Source organism: Flexivirga caeni, from assembly GCF_003724155.1.
In the GTDB taxonomy this organism is placed as follows: Bacteria; Actinomycetota; Actinomycetes; order Actinomycetales; family Dermatophilaceae; genus Flexivirga; species Flexivirga caeni.
In genome coordinates, this window is the sequence record NZ_RJJQ01000001.1 from 1 (window position 1) to 17,574 (window position 17,574).

The window sequence follows — 17,574 nt, forward strand, 5'->3', positions numbered from 1 at the left end:
ATCACGCCACTGCCCGCCACGCCCACCCGAGGGTGGCAACAACGGTCCGATCCGCTCCCACGCCGCGTCCGTCAACTCACCACGTCCAACCACGCCAGCATCATCGGTAACACCGACTCACATCATTCGCAGGACACGCCCTAGGCCGCACCTCAGAATCATGCGATTTGATACGCATCGTCGACAAGTTCGGCGACCGTCTCTGGGGAGCCTCCGGAGAGCAGCCATGCGCGCGGGCTCACGGGTTGGTTACCGATCTCCAGGTCCTCACTGATCCTCGCTAGGAACGACTCGATGGCTACGGGATGCGCGTCGGTCGGGAAGCGAGGAGCGACGATTTCCCAACCGGGCAGGACGTGATCCTTCTCGAACTGGAACCGTGGGAACTTGATTCCCTCGCTGGTAGCTACTGACAGGAGGGTGCGTTGGGCGACACGCTTCCGGATGTGGCTTTCCTCGGCATCGAGTATGCGGGCGACCGTGCCGGTGTCGTAGGCGTCGGCGACGATCCGCGTGAGCGTGTGCAGGGTGAGCGTAGATGCACGCTCTTGTGGCGGCGGCATCTCCACAGCGGGCATCCCGGCCCGTTCTAGGACGACTTCCCGTCCCTTGTCGAAATGTCCGCTACGGCTCGCCGCCGATGATGACGTGTCATCGTTCTCGCCATCTCTGTGGTGTGCTCGTGATGTGCTCATCCAAGAGCCTCGCCGTCTCTGCTGCCCGTCAGGGTGGCAGCTTCTTGCGGAGTGATCTCCTCGAACACGATCTCCGTCATGGGGTAACCGATTTCGCCGGACAAGCCTTCGTCGTACACCCAGTCACTGCTATCGGGGCCCCACCGATAGCAGTCCATGCTGCCGGACGGCACCCGAATGGTGGACCCAACCGGTTCACCTGCGTCCGCACGGACCTGGTAGTATACGAATCGGACTGCCGCATGGGCCTTTTCGTCTGCGCTGTCCACGCGTGTCGCCCGGTCGGTGCGTGCCCCGGTTGCAGCCCGGGGCGCCCGCGACGCACGGTCCCGAGGTCGTCCGGTCTGTGCCGCCATACTGCACAGTCTCTCGCGTGGTAACGGCGAAGACCACTCCATCGTCGAACTCCCCTCCGCAAGAAACAGCAGTGGGCGTGCGACTTTCAGATAGTCGGACGAGGTGGCCCGACTGAGGCACGCAGCTGGGCTACTCGAACTTCACTGTTGCTGACCCGGTATCGCACCACAAGCATGCCGCGACCCTGGGGCCTCCCGACTCGGGGTACAGCTCCCAGCTGCCATATCCGAGGATTGCGTCGCCGACTGCATAGCCCAGGAACCGCGGGTTCGATGCGCGCATGACTGCGTTCACCCACCGGCCATCTGGGCCCTTTGCACCACGTGGAGTGTGTAGGTGCACGCTACGGCCGCCGCTCCCGCTCTTGAATGGTTGGATCAGCGTCGCCTGGCCAAGGACAGCGATCGGGTACTGGTTGGGCGCCGACAATCGGTCCGATAGGCGGGCCGCGTCCTGTTCCGCGTCGAAGAAGAAGTCCGTCCATGGGATACGTGCCCCGTGGTATGTCGCCTCGAACCGGGCTAAAGCATCGGGGTCATTCTGAAAGTGTCGCAGCAGACGAGCGATCGCCCGGGCTGCCTGGATCGTGGGATGCAAGGCTGCACCGCCGGAGGACTCGACATCGGTGCGCACCATGCGCCCGTCACCGTCATCGTCCTCGTCGTCGCCGGGAGCAGCCAGCGACCGCGGGTCCCTCAAGATCAGCACATACGTGTCTGCATCACGTTCGATCTCCTCGCGATGCTCGGTGACGAGGTCACCGGCGCGTTCATCAAAGTGGTAGCTGCACCCGTCGTCATGGTCATGTTCCTTACGGTTCTTCAACCGGTAGTAAGGAATGACCGGTACCGGGCCTGCTGCACTGCGCCGCTGGGTGCCCGGCATGGCGACCACGGGGGCAGTACAGCCTCCGCAGTGCAACGGCTTCTTGAACGGCTGGGGGCTCTCGTCAATCGCCCCGCGATCGAACAGTCCGTTCTTGGCGTCCCGCGCGCGCGGAATTCCTACCCGTTCCCTCTCAGGCATCACTGGCCTCCCCTGTATCCAGGCTCGCTGCCCGGCCACGTTAAGCCACAGAGCGGGCACGAGGGGAGGTTCGAGGCCACTGTCGTGGTGTGTCTCGGAGTGCCGGTCTACGGTTCGGGGTCGATCCGATCTTCGTCCATCTGAAGTTGTGTATGAGCCGCCGGAACATGTGGGCACCCTCCCGGCGGGAGGGTATGCGTATGAGAGAGCGGCCACAGCCGGGTTGGGACGGATTCGACGAATCCTCCGTCAATCGTGCGCGTCTTGGGCGTCGGGCCGGGCGACCTCAAGACTGTGCCCGACTTCGCGCGTGGCAGGGTTGTGGGCGTCCGCCCGCCGATGCAGGGCGTGCTCGTTATTCCCGCCGCGAAGCCTATCGGCGATGCGACCGAGACGGCCGAGCTGGTCACCGCCGTCCGGGCAGAGCTTCACGAGCGTGCCAAGTCCCTCGACGATCCGATCGCATTATTTGGTGAACTCGGCTCAGAGATCTACACCGATCGCGAAGCCGACCTGCTCATCGAGACGACTGACAAGGGCATCTTGAAGGTCACGCCGCGTGTGTCGGGCGACTCGAGCACCGGCGTTCGCAGTGTTGAGACCTTCATGTTTGACATGGTGTGTCTGATCTCGGCCATCAAGAACGAGCGTGCACCACGAATCTTGGTGCACGACAGCCACCTGTTCGACGCAATCGACGGCCGCCAGGTCGCCTCGTGCTTGAACATCGGCGCGCGTCTCGCTGAACAGTACGGTTTCCAATACGTCGTCACCCTCAACTCCGACTTCCTTGAGCTGGTGACCGCACAAAGCGACGGAGCGTTCGACGCTGACCCATACATCATGTCGACGCGCCTCACCGACGCCACGGATGACGGCGGCTTATTCGGGCTCAGGTTCGACTGACAGGTAACTCGCGAGGCGAGTCGGTCAATACCCCCTGTGGGCGAGCAGATGGAGCTTGGCTACCGGAACGGGCCGGGTGTGCGGCATCAAGATACGAGAATCCGTTGCCACGTCAGACTCCTCGGACGATTCTGAGCTACCGGATTGTGCTAGGCGGTTTGACGGTCCCGACAGTTGCGTCGAGGATCTCGTGGGCGTAGCTGGTGATGTCGATGATGTCGCTGGCCGGTGTATGTGTTGCATCGTCCATGATGTCGAAGATCTGTGCTTCCATCAGCAGCAGGTCGATCTTGATGATTTGCCCATCTGTCTCGCCGTCGAGCGGGGAGATGAGCTCTGCCCTCGTCGTGTTGTAGTCCACCGTTCCTTGACCGCGGCTGAGGTGCACTCGACGAAGAGACCCGTCTTTCCGTCGGCCAGATGTGGACCGGCTGGCGACGGCTTTTGCGTTGACTGTCAGCAGGCGACTGTCGGGTGCGATGACGATGAAGTCTTCCGGGTTCATCCGCGTCGGTATCTCCAGGATGTTGGAAACTCCGCCGACCAGGTCGTCTTGGGTGGCGAGGATCTGATATCCGAGGTCTTCCAAAATCTGGAACGCGATGTGCTCGCCGAGATTTCCGATGGCGGTGTAGTTTCGAGCGTTTCGCCACGCGAGGATTTTCGGGTGGAGTTCGGGCATGATCAGCCTGCGGTCGTTCGGGTGCGTTTTGCGCTGGCGGCGTACTGGGCGTCGGTGAAGTCCCCGGTGAAAAAGTCTTCGTTGAGCAGTTGAAGTAGGTCGCGGGTGTTCTCAGGTTTGAAGTCCAGCTCGTCGCCTGGCATGAGCCGATCGGGATCGAGCCCGTGCTCGCTCATCTTGGACTTGATTGCGGCCGGGGTGAGGCTCGCGAGGTGTCCGCGACCCAGGATGCTGTGGACTTTTCGCCGGTACACCGAGTTCGAGCGCACCGCGTCCAGCAGCGCGTCCCGGCTGCTGGTAGTGATGGGTAGTGACACGGTGAGGGTTTCGACCCATTCGCCTGCCTTGGCCAGTACCGCGTCCGAGTCGCGGAAGAGCATCTCGAAGGGTTTCTGGTGCAGTGCAAAGACGTCATCACCGGTGATGATCACGTCGAAGGTGTCCTCGAATGCGAACAGCGGTGTCTCCAGCCTGGTGAGGGCGCCGGTGATCAGGATGGCGAGCACTGATTTCGTCGCGAGCCGAATGGGGTTCATCTTTCGGACGAAGACTGTCTTGTCGTCACCGGATCCGATGACGGCGGCGTAACAGGTCAGCGGGCGGCGCAGTTCGTCGTCGCTGGCCAACGGTAGTGATGAGCCGGTTTTGAGTTGGCCGATGAGTTCAGTGTCGAGCAGGTCGTCACGGTTGGTGGTGACGTGCGTGGCGTCTTCCTGGTCGGAGTCGGGGTTATAGGGCACACCGTCGGTGAGCGACGAGGTTACTTCGTCTGCTGTCGAGCGGAGGGCGGACTCGACGTCGGAGCCGATCTGCACTTTTCGTGCATGCACGCGGCCGCCGATGCCCCAGGCAACGACGAGGGTCAGCGCGCCCGTGGTGTTAATGCTCGACCCTGCTGGCATGCGGAGACCTTCCTACTTGACGCGCCTCACGATGGCTGTTCGGTGGCCGGGGGCCGTTCGAGAAGAACGTCGTCCCCCATTGCCACGGCTTGCAATGTATCCCCAGGGACGTACCGGTGTCGGGTGACCAGGTAATACTGCCCGCCCTGATCGTCAACGAGGGCGAGGATGGTCCAGCCGAGACAAAACAGCGTCGGGTTCACCTGGATGATGCCTGTTCGAACGTGCACGATCCCGGCGACCACGATGAACAGCGCGTACGCGGCCAGGTCCCCACCGGTGGGCTGGCTGACCGTCAGGAAGGGCAGCAGGTACCCGGCGAGGAACGCCGACGCCTCAGTGCCGGCCAGTCGTGCCTCCCGCACCACGTGCACACCAGGAGTCGTGCCGCGATGTAACCGGAGGATCGCACCAGCGGCGATCACTCCGAGAACGGCGAGGACCGCGCAGACAGCGCGCAGGGTGGCTCCGTCGAACCGGAGCGCGAGGAGAACAAACAGTGGGGCGTACGCCGATACAAACATCAGCGGCTTCGTCAAGACACCGGTGCCCGCGTTCATGTGTCCAATCTAGGGAGGTCCTGCGACAGTCGCTGATGCTTCGGATTCACCGGACCTACTCCTCGCAGTGCCGCAAGACGTTCCGCACGCGAACCGTGACCGTCCGGAGCTGCGGGTGCATGACGTCGAGCGTCGCAGTGGCACCATCGGCGTCAGCTGTGCACGCCTGAAGACCTAACGTCTGGCGGATTACGGCACGCGTAGAAGCGGCAAGGTGGAACAGTGTTGTCCTATGACGCAGGACGAGCCCCAGGGGCTTTCGACGACTGGCGAGCCGCGTATCACGTCGCTGCCGCTGTCCCAGGCGAGCATCGCAGCGTGTTGGGCGGCCGCCGTAATCCTCCTGGTCGCTGGAATTACGGGCACGTTCTACGAGAAATCTGGTGCGCCGTGCGCCACTCTGATTGCCCTCGGCGCTCTGTTGCTGTTGATTGCCCTGATGAAAAGGATTCCACTTCGGTTGGAAGTGGCCGGCACGAAGATTGATGCGTCCTACCCACCTGATAGGGCCTATAACGCAGGCCGTGAAGGTGGAGTGGTCGAAGGTCTCGAAGCCGCCATCGAAGCGGCCGAGCTGTCCGCCGCAACCGGCTCGGACGTCGAACAGTTGCTGAGCCATCTCCGGCGCACGCGTGAACTTGAACTGCCACCAGCCTCGACGAACGAAGACCGTGAGACGCCCAGGCCAGCCCTCAGCGAGGGCACTTCCCCGGCATCAGAAGGGGTCGGATACCGCGGACCGGCCGTGTGCCGCGCCGCAGGCGTCACGTATCGCCAACTCGACTACTGGGCACGGACCGGACTTGTAACACCGTCCATCAGGAATGTCGACGGGTCACCGCACAGTCGGCTCTATTCCTTTGAGGACACGGTCGCCATCGCGGCGACGAAGCGCCTGTTAGACGCTGGAGTGAGCCTGCAACAAATCCGCGGCACGATCGCTTATCTCCGTGAGAAACCGAGCACCCGTTGGGCCGATGTCACTCTCATGAGCGACGGGCAGTCGGTTTACGAAAGTACGGCCACCGATCAGGCGTTGACCCTCCTGACCACCGGCCGCGCTATGTACGGGATCTCGATAGGGCCTCTCAGCGAGGAGATCAGAAGCAAGCTCGGCGAAGTTCCATCGGAGGACGCCAACGGTTGACCCGCTACGGATGGCAGCACGCGCAGCCGATCAGTCGAGCGGTAGGCCCTTTGACTCCTGGGCCAAGCGGGAGACGCTCACTGACATCCAATCGGTGACATGCCCAGGTGCTGTTGAAACTCATCGGCACACCCTCTCGAAACTCACCTACACAGCCATCTGTGGAGCCATCATGCTCTCGCCGAACGCGCTGCGGCACTCGATCGAGTCAATTGCGCGATGCCTCAACAGGCCCGGGGTCAATCGGTACTAAACTCTGGGTCGCCTCGATACAGAACTGCCCGTCGCGACCGACAAAGCCGCAGGTCAACGGATTTCGTGAAACACCCACTCTGTGTCGGATGGCAGCGGACGGCCAGCGGGGATGTTCGTGTTCCGCCCTCATCTCCTTCATCGTTGCCTTGCTCGTGGGGCTTCGCGGATGATGGTGGCGAACGATTCTGCGACCGTGGGTCAGAGCTGTTCGTCGTCGGTGATGTCGAGCCGGGTGCCGAACTCCGTTGAGGACGTCGCCGATGTATGGCGACCCTTGTCCGGTCATCGTGATCGCCTCGGGCCACTCGATGGGCTCCAGCCCGATCGTGCGGAGGACGGCGATAAGGCCCTCGACGGAATCCCGCCTCCATGCGCGACGACCAATCCGGTCACCCGCTGCTGCGGATCATCCGCCCCGGCAACCGGGTCGCGGCAGCGACCAGGGCCACGAAGACTGCGGCCGCGAGCGCTACACAGCAGCTCATCACGGCCACGTGGCCGTACCCGTGCGGACGTGGGTCGAGGAACGGGTAGGGATACCAATCGACGAGCTGACCTCTCAGCAAGGTGTAGGCGAGATAGGCCAACGGGTACGCAAGCCAGACCAGCGCCCAACGCAGTTCGATCACGCGCTCCGGGAGATCGACCAGCCAGTCGACCACCGTCGCGACCGGCACGAAGTAGTGCAGCACGACGTTCGCCCACGGGAGTGGAGTGTTGACGTCGACATTGCTCAGCAGGAGCGCGTAGACGACTCCGGTGATCGAGATGTAGACCGTGGCAGCACCGCGCAGCTGATCGAGCCAGCCGGGCGCAGCGCCCCTCAGCCGTATGACGGTGGCCGTCGCGAGGACGACGGCGACGATAACGTTTGACTGAATCGTGAAGTAGCTGAAGAAGTTTCCCGCAGTAGCCGGCGGTTTCCGGCCCAGCGCAACCACGAGTTGCACCACCACCGTGACTGCGATCAGACCCGCGACAAGCGACCGGAACACCGCTTGCACGCGGTGCAGGCTGAAGATACCGGGTGCGGATTCGCGTTCGTCGACAGCCATGAGGCCACCGTACGGGTCGACGCGGTGTCGTCCGGGAAACTTCGTTGCGTCATACCACCGCAGTCTGCTGCACTGGGCGCGTACCGCCAGAGATCGAGGAGTTCACCCATGTGCCGTCCGTCCCGCACCGCACCGATCCACTTCACTGCGGCCAAGGACAGGACCCTTGCACACACTCAACCTCGGCATCCTGGCGCACGTCGACGCGGGTAAGACCACCCTCACCGAGCGGCTGCTCTTCGACACCGGAACCATCGACCGATTGGGCCGTGTCGACGACGGAACGTCGGCGACCGACACGATGTCGCTCGAACGGCTTCGCGGTATCACCATCCGCACCTCGGTCGCGAGCTTCACAGCAGGCGACCTGCGCGTGAACCTGGTAGACACTCCGGGGCACCCGGACTTCATCGCCGAGGTCGAGCGGGCGCTGGCCGTGCTCGACGGTGCGATCCTGGTGCTGTCGGCCGTCGAGGGCGTGCAGGCACAGTCCCGGTTGCTCATGCGCGCTCTGCACCGGCTGCGATTGCCGACCATCTTGTTCATCAACAAGATCGACCGGACAGGCGCCGATCCGGATCGTGTCCGGCAGCAGATCGCACACCATCTGCGGCCTGAGCCGGGCACTGCGGTGCTCTGCGGCTCGGCACGCCGCGGCGACAGCATCGACGACCTACTGACGGCCATCGCTCGTATGGCGCCTGCACCCGGCGACGCGCACGCGGCCCTCTCGGCGACGATCTTCTCGATCGACGCCGGCGGCGGCGCCTGGGTGCGTGTGCACAACGGCGTCATACGCACCCGGGACCGGCTCGGGCCACGCTCCCGGATCACGGCGATCCGCACTCCGGGACACCTCCGCACGACGTTTCTCTCAGCCGGTGACATCGGCGTGATCACCGGCCTGGACCATCCGCGGGTCGGCGACCGGATCGGTGCCGACGGCGCGCGCCCAGTAGCTCCATTGCGACCGACGACGCTGGAAACGGTTGTCGATGCAGCTGATCCGCGCGATCGTGGCAAGCTCATCGGCGCGCTGAGTACCCTGTCCGACCAGGATCCCCTCATCAACCTCCGCCTGGACGATGCGCGTGGAGAACTGCGGCTGTCTCTCCACGGCGAGGTCCAGCGGGAAGTGATCGCTGCCCGGCTCGCCGAGGAATTCGGAGTCGTCGCGACCTTCCAGCCGCTGTCCGTGGTGTGCGTCGAACGGGTCACCGGCAGCGGATTGGCGCACGAGACCATCGCCATACCGCCGAACCCCTACCTCGCGACGGTCGGCCTGCGCATCGATCCGGCACCAGTGGGCTCCGGGGTCGATTTCGCCCTCGATGTCGAAGCGGGTTCCATGCCACCCGCGTTCTTCGCGTCCGTCCAGGCAGCGGTGGAGGAGACGCTTCACCAGGGGCTCTACGGCTGGCAGGTCACGGATTGCGTTGTGACCATGACACATTCGGGATACTGGTCCCGCCAGTCCCACTCGCACGCGACCTTCGACAAGTCGATGTCCAGCACCGCGGGCGATTTCCGCCTGCTCACACCCGCGGTGCTGATGCGCGCACTGCGAGCGGCCGGCACGGTGGTGTGTGAGCCGGTCGACTCGTTCCGACTCGACCTGTTGCCCGAGCAGATCCCGGCACTGCTCGGCAAGCTCGCGCGGGAGGAAGCCGAGATCACCGGCACCGACGTGGGAGAAGGATCGGCACGCATCGAGGGCGTCATACCGACCCGGCTCACCGACTCGATGCAGCGCCGGCTGCCCGATCTCACGAGCGGCGAGGGCGTCTGGGAGAGCCGGCTGGATCACTACCGCGCGGTCCGGGGCCGGGCTCCGCGCCTTCCGCGGGTCGGCGTCGACCCAGGAGACTGGGCGGCATACGTCAAGGCCCACCCACGCTGAGCCCCGGTTCGACGTGAGCGCCCACTCCAAGTAAGGTCAGGCTAACCAAACTTCTCGACCTTCCTGGAGTCCCCCGATGACCTTGTCCCGGCGCGCCGCGCTGTCCGCTTTCTCCACTGCCGCAGCCGTTTCGGTGCTCGCCGCCTGTTCGAGCGGCGGCGGTGACGCAGGCCGGGCGTCCGCTGCCCCGAGCCGATCCGCGTCATCCGGCGGCACCTTTCCTGCGACCGTGGCGCACAAGTACGGCACGACGACAGTGCAGCAGAAGCCCACCCGCATCGTCACCGTCGGCCTCATCGAGCAGGACATGGTGCTCGCGCTCGGCACCGTGCCGGTGGCGGTGACCAAGTGGATCGGGGCAGCCCCCGGGGAGATCTATCCGTGGGCCAAGCCGTCGCTGCACGGAGCCGCACTGCCGAAGGTGCTCAACGGCGACAAGGGCCCCCAGATCGAGCAGATCGCCGCCCTCAAACCGGACCTGATCGTCGCGATCTGGTCCGATCTCAAGCAGAGCGACTACCAGAAACTGTCCCGTCTCGCGCCGACCATCGCCCCGCCGAAGGGATACGTCGATTACGGCGCACCGTGGGACGTCATCACCCAGATGGTCGCCGACGGGATGGGGCTGCCCGCCAAGGGCGCCACGATCGTCCGGAGCGTCAAGGCGAAGTTCACCGACGCCCGCGCGAAACACCCCGAGTTCCAAGGCAAGACCGCGATGGTGCTCGGCATCTACGACGGCCTCTACCCGTACGCCGAGAGCGATCCGCGCAACCGCGTGCAGCAGGAGCTGGGCTTCGTATTCCCCTCGCAGTTCAAGAGTCTCGGCGCGAAGTCGGTCAGCGCGGAGCGCACCAAGGAGTTCGACTTCGACGTCGTGGCGTGGGTCGACTCCGAGGCGCACGTGCTTGAGACGACCGGCGGCCTGCTCAAGCAGACCCGCGCCTACAAGGAGGGGCGCGAGATTTTCGTGCCGAACACCATCCCCGGCACCACGAAGCCGAGCACCTACTCCGCCGCGTTCAGCATGGTCACACCGCTCAGCCTGCCGTGGATGCTCGAACGTTACGTGCCCCAACTGGCTGCCGCGGTGGACGGAAAGGTCTCGACCAAGGTGCCGGTCGTGTCCGTCTGACTGCCGCGCCGGAGGGATGACCCACGCGGGTGGCCGGTCCGGCCGCGGATGCGACAGGATGGCCGGGTACGGCCTGCTACCGAGGGAGGGTCCCGTGCCCGGCTGGATGAAGCGCATCGTGCGTGACGTGGACGACATCGACACCACGATCTTCGAGGGTCTGGCCACGATGCGCAGCCCGTTGCTCGACAAGGCGATGCCCCGGCTGACCGACGCGGCGGACCACTCGGTGCTGTGGTTCGCGATCGCCGCCGCGCTCGGCGTCAGCCGCAACCGGCGCGCAAAGCGTGCCGCGCTGCGCGGTGTGACCGCGATCGCCGTGAGCAGCCTGGTCGCCAATCAGCTGGGGAAACGGGTCAATCGGAGACCGCGCCCGTCGATCGCCTCGGTGCCGGTTGCCCGCCTGTCCCGACGGTTGCCGACGTCGACCAGCTTCCCGAGCGGCCACGCCGCATCCGCAGCTGCCTTTGCCACTGCGGTCGGCCTGGAGGCGCCAGTGCTGTCCTTGCCGCTCAAGGCGCTCGCCGGGCTGGTCGGCATCTCCCGGGTCGCGACCGGCGCGCACTATCCTTCCGATGTCGCCGCCGGCTGGCTGCTCGGCACCGCTGTTGCCGAGGCAGGTGCTCGACTCGTGCCACCCGCCGGACCGCCGCCCGCCATCCGGCGCCTGGACGTCATACAGCTGGAGGCGCGGCCGACCGGCGCCGGCGTGGTGCTCGTCGTCAATCCCGCGTCGCACAGCGGGGAGGGTGAGCGCGTGCTCGCCACAGTGCGTGAGCAGTTGCCCGCCACGCAGATTGTCGAGCTGACGAAAGACTCCGACGTCGAAGCCGTCATGCGCGAATCAGCCTCGCAGGCAAAGGTTCTCGGCGTCGCTGGCGGAGATGGCACCGTCCGCACCGCCGCGCAGGCAGCCCGCGAGGCGGACGTGCCATTGGCGGTTTTCCCAGCCGGCACGTTCAACCATTTCGCCAAGGATGCCGGTGCCTTCCCCCTGCGGGCGGCAATCACCGCGGTGCAGCAGGGCACCGCTGCCAAGGTCGACCTGGCCTATCTGAACGACCAGATCTTCCTCAACACGGCGAGCCTCGGCGCCTACACCGACTTCGTCGCGATCCGGGAGCGCAACGAGAAGCGCCTCGGCAAACCGGTCGCGGCGCTGTATGCCGGGCTGCGCACACTGCTGCGATCGACCACAGTCACGATCCGCGTCGACGACCGGGTCGCCGAGGTCGACCTGCTCTTCCTCGGCAACGGTGAATATCAGCCGCACGGCTTCGCGCCCAGCTTCCGGGAACAGATGGACGACGGGCTGCTCGACCTGCGGATGCTCGACGCATCCGGTCCCGCTGCGACGGTCGCCATCCTGGGTGCACTGCTCACCGGACAGCTCGCCCGCAACAAGCACTACCACGAGATCCACGCACCGTCGCTGCGCATCGAGGTCACTGCGGGCGGGCCGGTGCGGGTGGCTCGCGACGGCGAACTCGGCGAGGAGACCAGCGTGCTGGACGTGCGGGTGGACCGGCGGGCGCTGACGGTCTACCGCCACGACTGGTGGTCCTGACACTCATGGGGATCGCTCAGGACACCCGTGCCGCAGTCAGATTCAGCCAAGAGCTGTACCGGTCGAAGCTCAGCACCGCCTACCACGGGCGCATCCGGCATGACCCGTTCGCCAGGCTGCGACTGCGCGAGGGACGCGACGACCCCTATTCTGTGTATGCCGAGTTGCGTCCACGCGGCCCGCTGGTGCCGACCCGGCTGGGCGGCTTCGGCACGGTCGATCACCCCACTGCCCGCTCGGTGCTGACCAGCCGGGCGTTCGGTGTGCGTCCGCAGGCGGAAGCGCCGTCGCCGACGGCCGACGGCGTCGACCTGTCGTTCCTGGACCGCAACGAGCCCGATCACAGCCGGTTACGCCGGGTGGCCGCGCCTGCCTTCAGCCCGCGGATGGTGCGCGGATACCGTTCGCGCATCGAGGAACTCGTCACCGAACTGATCAGCCAGCTGCGCACCGACGGTGCCACCGACTTCGTGTCGACATTCGCCGCGCCGCTGCCGATCGGCGTCATCACCCAGATGTTCGGCATCGACGAGAGCGCAGGGGTCGACACGACCGGTTTCGCCCGCTACGGCGCGGCGATCGGCGGAGCGCTGGACGGCATACACTCGCTGCGCCACGCGCGTGAGCTGATGCAGGCCGGGGAGGCGCTGGGGCAGATGTTCGAACAGCTCTTCGCCGTGCGCGCCACTGACCCGCGCGACGACCTGATCAGCGTGCTGGTCGCCGAACGCGGTGAGAAGGTCCGGCCGGACGAGCTGATGGCGATGTGCTTCCTGTTGCTCGTCGCCGGCTTCGAGACGACGGTCAACCTGCTCGGCAACGCCCTGCTGGCCCTGCTGCAGCATCCCGACCAGTGGCACCTGCTCGTGGAGCAGCCGCAGCTCGCCGGCGCGGCCATCGAGGAGACGCTGCGCTGGAACCCGCCGGTGCAGCGCACCGAGCGCGTCTCCTTCGAGGACCAGCAGGTCGCGGGCACGCCCGTGCGGGAGGGGCAGTGGATCGTTCTGCTGCTCGGCGGCACCGGCCGTGACCCGCAGGTCTACCCGGGCCCCGATCGCTTCGACATCACCCGGTCGCATGCCGCTGAACATCTCGCGTTCTCCAGCGGCATCCACTACTGCCTGGGCGCCCCGCTGGCGCGGCTCGAGGCCACGATCGCGTTGGAACAGCTAGCGAATCGCCTGCCGCGCATCCGTCAGGCGGGTCCGGTCACCATGCGCCCGACGTCGATCATCCGCGGCCCGTTGCACCTGCCGGTCACCGTGGGCTGAGCCTGGCCCCCAGGTCGTATGACGCATCGGCGTCCTCCGCGAGCTGGGCGTCGTTGGTGGTGACGAGCACCGCAGCCCCGGCGTCTGCTACTCGCCGCAGTTCGGCGAGCACGATCGCGCGGTTCTCGGCGTCGAGCGCGGAGGTCGGCTCGTCCGCGAGCACGATTGCCGGGCTGTCGGCGATGGCCCGGGCGACCGCGACCCGCTGGCGCTGGCCACCAGAGATCTCGTCGATCAGGTGGTCGGAGATCGAGTCGATCCCCAGGCGCCCCAACGCATTCGAGGCGAGTCCGGCAGCCTCGGCATACGCCATGCCGCGCGCGACGAGCGGCAGCACGATGTTCTCGGCGGCGGTGAGCGACTCGCACAGCTCGTAGCCTTGCGTCACCACTGCGCACCGGCCGGGCGGGTCGAGCGTGACCGTGCCCGCGACGGGTCGCAGCTCCCCGCGGCATACGTCGATCAGCGCGGACTTGCCGCTACCCGCGTGCCCGGTGACGATGGCAAGTTGCCCGTCCCGCACCTCAAGCGTCAGGGCGTTGAAAATCACTGCACCGTCATGGGATTCGGCCGTGACGTCGTCCACCCGGATCATTGCGGACCCTCACTTGTCGCTCGGCGCACCACGAAGGTGCCTGGTTCGGCGCCGGGGACCACCACCACCGAAGTGCCGGCGGGGAACTGACGGATGAGGTCGTCGGGCAGCGGAATGCTCCCGTCCTCGCGCACCAGCAGCTCGGTGGTCCCGCCGCGCGCATCCATCCGGATCCGGCCGTCCCTGATGGTGATGATGCGAGCATCCAGCGCCGTCGCGACGTCCAGGTCGTGCGTGACCGCGATGACGGTGGTACCCAGTTCCTCGTTCGCGCGCAGGATCGCGTCGGTGACGGCACGCACTTCGGCGCCGGTGAGGCTGCTGGTCGGCTCGTCGGCGAGCAGCACGGCCGGGTTAGTCGCGAGAGTGGCAGCAATCGCGGTCAGCTGGCGACTTGCGGCCGAAACTGCTTGCAGTGGTTGCGGTCTCAGCTTCGGGTCGATGCCGACGATGTCGAGGATCGCGTCGGCGTCGATCGAGCGGGCGAGCCTGCTCGGCCAGCCGAGCTCGATGTTCTGGCGCACCGTTAGATAGGGCAACAGGTTGCGGCTGACGTCCTGCAACAGCACGGCCAGGTCGGTCCCCCGCACACTGTCCAGCCGCCCGACGTCCTTGCCGCTCAACTCATGCCCGGCAATCTGCACCCGGCCCGCGCTCGGTGTCGTCAGTCCCGCGAGCACGCTCAGCAGGGTCGACTTCCCGGCCCCGGAGGGGCCGACGAGCGCAACGATCTCACCGGACCGCACGGTGAGGCTGACTCCGGACAGGGCGGCGGTGTCCTGCCCGTCGACGGTGTAGATCTGGACGAGGCCCTCGACACTGACCGTCGCGGCAGTCGCATCGTTGACGGTCACGCTGTCCTCCCCTCACCTTTGTCAGCGGCACGGGCCAGCCGGAGGCCGAACACCGTTGCCACTACGAGCAACAACACGATCAAGACCGCTGCTGCCACGACCCCGACCGGCCACATGAAGCCGGTGCGTGTGAGCGGCTCGGCCGGTGGCGTCGACCACCACAGCATCGTCGGCCCGGTGAGCAGCGCCGCGAGCGGTGCGGTGGCGGTTCCGATCACGGTGCCGAGCAACGTCAGCAACGCGAACTCGCCGACGGTTGCGGCACGCGCGACCCGTCGGGGGACACCGCCGGTGCGCAGGGCGCGGAGGTCGGACTGACGATCTCGCCGCGAGGCGACGGCGACCAGCACCACCGAGGTCAGCGCCGCGAACACCGAAAGGATCGACACCACGATGCTCAGGTTCATCGCCCATGCGGTGGCCGTGGCGTCATACGATGCGCGCGTCTTCGTCTCCGTCTGGACAGTCGCACTCGCGAACCCGGCCTTGCGCGTAGCATCCTCCAGCTGCGCAATCCGGTGTGGGTTTTGCGTCGCCGAAAACACTTGATAGGTCACGTTGTCCCGGCGATTGCCCGATGCCAGCATCGTCGCCAGGTTGACCACGAGGGTCCTAGCCCCCGCACCCGGAATGTATGGCGCCGTCCCCACGACGCGGTACGGCCCGTCCACGTCCATCATCGTCGGCGCCTGGATGACCGAGCCGGTGTTCGCGGGCAGCGTCCAGGTCGCAGCCAGCGCCGTCGGTTCGTCGGTCGAGCCCCCGCCCCGCAGAGCCGACCAGGGAATCGGCTGCGCCAGTCCGGTGCGCAGGCCCATGCGCTGCAGGTCGCTCGGCACGACTCCGAGGATGGCGTTGCTCTCCGACGTCGCCGACGCGATGCCGACGGCTGGTGAGAAGTCGCGGTGGTGTGGATCCACTGAGTTGACAGCCTGTTCCAGCGCCTGACCACTCACCGTGTCGAAGCCGGTCCCCAGGTTGATGACGGCCGGGGCACCCAGGTCCGCAGCGGTTCGGGCGGCGCGGTTCTCGCCACCGCGCGCGAACTGGCTGATGCTCAGGGTGAAGAGCGCCGACGTGATGACCAGCGTGGCGACCGCGGTGACGACTCCGGCGCGCCTGCCCAGTTGCGCCACGGCGAGCGCACCCGCTGCCCGGCGACGCGCCAGCAGCCGGCGCACCAGCCAGGCGGCGACCGGGGTGAGCAGTGCTCCCACCACCAGCGCCACGAGGCCGGCGAGCAGCACCGGCGTCACCTGCACGGGTGCGCCGGTGAGGTTCTTGGTCGCGGTCAGGATGACGCCGATCAGGCACAGCGTCCCCAGGACGGCCAGCGGCATCGAGAGCCGTGCGCCGCGCGTGCGGGGAGGCCGCACGCGCAGCAACGCGCTGATCGACTGGCGTGCCATGGCGGTCCAGCACACGAGCCAGACGACCAGCACCAGCGTCGCCATCGCGAGCGCCGCACAGCAGGCCGTCCAATTCCACGCCGCGTCAACGTCTCCCGGCAGCCAGAGCCGCCGGACGAGTTCGTCGACGACATACGCGAGCCCGAGGCCGCACACCACTCCGACGACGTATGACGGGAGGAACTCCTCTGCCCCGAAGCGCACCACGCCGCGTGTCCCGTTGCCGCGCATCTTCAGCACGGCGGCCTCGCCGCGGCGCGCCGTGCCGAAGTAGCTGGTCACTTGCACCAGCAGGATCAGCAGGACGACGCCCAGTTGCACCAGCAGGAACGGCAGTATCTGACCCGCCTGCCGCACGTCGGTGTGCGTCAGCTCCTGGATCCTGGAGAGCGATTCGAAGACCGTGACCTGCTGCCCGAGCTTGGCGGTGGTCGCATTGACCCCCGCAACCGCGGCAGGCAGTGTCTGCGGATTCAGCCGGGTCGGCAGCACCGGATAGGAAACCGTCGAGGTGATGCCCAGCCAGCTGACCCCGGGCGGAGCATCCTTGGTCTGCGACTGCGGCGCGGTCGGGACTTTCCCGGCGAAGGTCGACGCGGGGGTCAACCAGTATTCGGTGGGGGAGGTCGAGGTGGCCGTCGGTGGGGCATAGTCCCCGACGCCGGTGCCGCCCCAGAACGGGTTGTCGTCCGAGACCGTGAAGATGCCGACCAGCCGCATCGTCTTGCGCGGGTTCAGCCTCGGGTCCCCTGCCCAGAGAGTCGAGCCAGTCACCGGCAGTTGCGCTCCCAGGTGCAGGATCTTGGACCCGTTCCCCCGGACCGCCGCCTGGGCGACCATCACCTCGTTCCGGGCGGTCGGGCAGCGGCCGCTGACCAGATGGACGTGAGCACAGGCGTCCTGGGTCGACTGGATGCGCACCGGCTGAACCGTCTTCAGCGAGCTGACGACCACCGTCCTGGACTCGATCGGCGCAGCCGTGACCGCCCGCACCCGGGGATCGACTGCCTTCTCCAGTTGTGCGATCGACAGTGGAGAGGTGCCACCGGATTCGAACTGCACCTGGCTGCCGGAGACGCCCTGTTGCTCGGCGTGGAAGGTGATCAACGCGTTGCGGAACGATCGGGTGAGCAGCGGATCGACGGACGCGGTGCCGACCAGCAGGCAGACCGTCACCGCGAAGAGCACTGCGTGCCCGAAGCGGTGCCGCCGGGCAATTGTCGCCAGCCGCGTCATCGCACAGCACCCACCACGAAGA

At 66.3% G+C, this 17,574-nt stretch carries 16 protein-coding genes; 6 read left to right on the forward strand and 10 right to left on the reverse strand.

Going from position 1 to position 17,574, the window contains the following annotated elements:
- Positions 1 to 158 precede the first annotated feature (158 nt).
- The 3 genes from EFY87_RS00010 to EFY87_RS00020 form a co-directional block, all read right to left on the reverse strand.
- Positions 159 to 695: a hypothetical protein gene (locus EFY87_RS00010; RefSeq protein WP_148043182.1), complete on the reverse strand. Its 537-nt coding sequence runs from the start codon at positions 693 to 695 to the stop codon at positions 159 to 161.
- Positions 692 to 814: a hypothetical protein gene (locus EFY87_RS21085; RefSeq protein ID WP_281276128.1), complete on the reverse strand. Its 123-nt coding sequence runs from the start codon at positions 812 to 814 to the stop codon at positions 692 to 694. The genes EFY87_RS00010 and EFY87_RS21085 overlap by 4 nt, the downstream gene beginning before the upstream one ends.
- Before the next feature lie 367 nt (positions 815 to 1,181).
- Positions 1,182 to 2,078 (reverse strand): hypothetical protein, encoded by an 897-nt coding sequence (locus tag EFY87_RS00020; RefSeq protein ID WP_148043183.1) that lies wholly within the window; start codon positions 2,076 to 2,078, stop codon positions 1,182 to 1,184.
- Between the two features lie 255 nt (positions 2,079 to 2,333).
- Between EFY87_RS00020 and EFY87_RS00025 the strand changes: the two genes are divergently transcribed.
- Positions 2,334 to 2,984: a DUF2326 domain-containing protein gene (locus EFY87_RS00025; protein ID WP_123269276.1), complete on the forward strand. Its 651-nt coding sequence runs from the start codon at positions 2,334 to 2,336 to the stop codon at positions 2,982 to 2,984.
- A 136-nt stretch (positions 2,985 to 3,120) separates the two neighbouring features.
- Here EFY87_RS00025 and EFY87_RS00030 read toward each other — a convergent pair whose 3' ends face one another.
- From EFY87_RS00030 to EFY87_RS00040, 3 genes are read right to left on the reverse strand one after another with little or no spacing between them, the layout of a single operon-like run.
- Entirely contained in the window at positions 3,121 to 3,666 is a 546-nt protein-coding gene (locus EFY87_RS00030) for a hypothetical protein (protein WP_123269277.1), read from the reverse strand.
- A 2-nt stretch (positions 3,667 to 3,668) separates the two neighbouring features.
- Complete coding sequence (locus EFY87_RS00035) at positions 3,669 to 4,568, reverse strand: Kiwa anti-phage protein KwaB-like domain-containing protein (protein ID WP_123269278.1); 900 nt, start codon at positions 4,566 to 4,568, stop codon at positions 3,669 to 3,671.
- A gap of 26 nt (positions 4,569 to 4,594) precedes the next feature.
- Positions 4,595 to 5,128: a hypothetical protein gene (locus EFY87_RS00040; protein ID WP_123269279.1), complete on the reverse strand. Its 534-nt coding sequence runs from the start codon at positions 5,126 to 5,128 to the stop codon at positions 4,595 to 4,597.
- Positions 5,129 to 5,360: 232 nt separating this feature from the next.
- Here EFY87_RS00040 and EFY87_RS00045 point away from each other — a divergent pair, with 232 nt between their 5' ends.
- Positions 5,361 to 6,275 carry a MerR family transcriptional regulator gene (locus EFY87_RS00045; protein WP_245988248.1) on the forward strand — a complete coding sequence of 305 codons (915 nt, stop codon included), beginning with the start codon at positions 5,361 to 5,363 and terminating at the stop codon, positions 6,273 to 6,275.
- 644 nt (positions 6,276 to 6,919) lie between these two features.
- On the opposite strand, the gene EFY87_RS00055 is transcribed toward EFY87_RS00045, so the two are convergent.
- Complete coding sequence (locus EFY87_RS00055) at positions 6,920 to 7,585, reverse strand: Pr6Pr family membrane protein (RefSeq protein ID WP_123269280.1); 666 nt, start codon at positions 7,583 to 7,585, stop codon at positions 6,920 to 6,922.
- Positions 7,586 to 7,751: 166 nt separating this feature from the next.
- Here EFY87_RS00055 and EFY87_RS00060 point away from each other — a divergent pair, with 166 nt between their 5' ends.
- The 4 genes from EFY87_RS00060 to EFY87_RS00075 all read left to right on the forward strand — a co-directional run bounded on the left by EFY87_RS00060 (position 7,752) and on the right by EFY87_RS00075 (position 13,458).
- On the forward strand, positions 7,752 to 9,485 hold the full coding sequence (locus EFY87_RS00060; RefSeq protein WP_123269281.1) for an elongation factor G: 1,734 nt from the start codon (positions 7,752 to 7,754) through the stop codon (positions 9,483 to 9,485).
- A gap of 76 nt (positions 9,486 to 9,561) precedes the next feature.
- A complete protein-coding gene (locus tag EFY87_RS00065; protein ID WP_123269282.1) occupies positions 9,562 to 10,620 on the forward strand; it encodes an ABC transporter substrate-binding protein in 1,059 nt (352 codons plus the stop codon).
- Between the two features lie 94 nt (positions 10,621 to 10,714).
- A complete protein-coding gene (locus tag EFY87_RS00070; RefSeq protein WP_220093440.1) occupies positions 10,715 to 12,187 on the forward strand; it encodes a bifunctional phosphatase PAP2/diacylglycerol kinase family protein in 1,473 nt (490 codons plus the stop codon).
- Positions 12,178 to 13,458 carry a cytochrome P450 gene (locus EFY87_RS00075; RefSeq protein WP_220093441.1) on the forward strand — a complete coding sequence of 427 codons (1,281 nt, stop codon included), beginning with the start codon at positions 12,178 to 12,180 and terminating at the stop codon, positions 13,456 to 13,458. The genes EFY87_RS00070 and EFY87_RS00075 overlap by 10 nt, the downstream gene beginning before the upstream one ends.
- On the opposite strand, the gene EFY87_RS00080 is transcribed toward EFY87_RS00075, so the two are convergent.
- Genes EFY87_RS00080 through EFY87_RS00090 form a run of 3 tightly spaced genes read right to left on the reverse strand, consistent with a single transcriptional unit; the run spans position 13,445 to position 17,552 of the window.
- Positions 13,445 to 14,053, reverse strand: coding sequence for an ABC transporter ATP-binding protein (locus EFY87_RS00080; protein WP_123269284.1), 609 nt, complete (start codon positions 14,051 to 14,053; stop codon positions 13,445 to 13,447). The genes EFY87_RS00075 and EFY87_RS00080 overlap by 14 nt on opposite strands.
- The gene (locus EFY87_RS00085; RefSeq protein WP_123269285.1) at positions 14,050 to 14,907 is read right to left on the reverse strand and encodes an ABC transporter ATP-binding protein; all 858 of its coding nucleotides are present in this window, start codon (positions 14,905 to 14,907) and stop codon (positions 14,050 to 14,052) included. Before EFY87_RS00085 ends, EFY87_RS00080 begins: the two co-directional genes overlap by 4 nt.
- Positions 14,904 to 17,552, reverse strand: coding sequence for a hypothetical protein (locus EFY87_RS00090; RefSeq protein WP_123269286.1), 2,649 nt, complete (start codon positions 17,550 to 17,552; stop codon positions 14,904 to 14,906). Before EFY87_RS00090 ends, EFY87_RS00085 begins: the two co-directional genes overlap by 4 nt.
- Between the last annotated feature and the right edge of the window lie 22 nt (positions 17,553 to 17,574).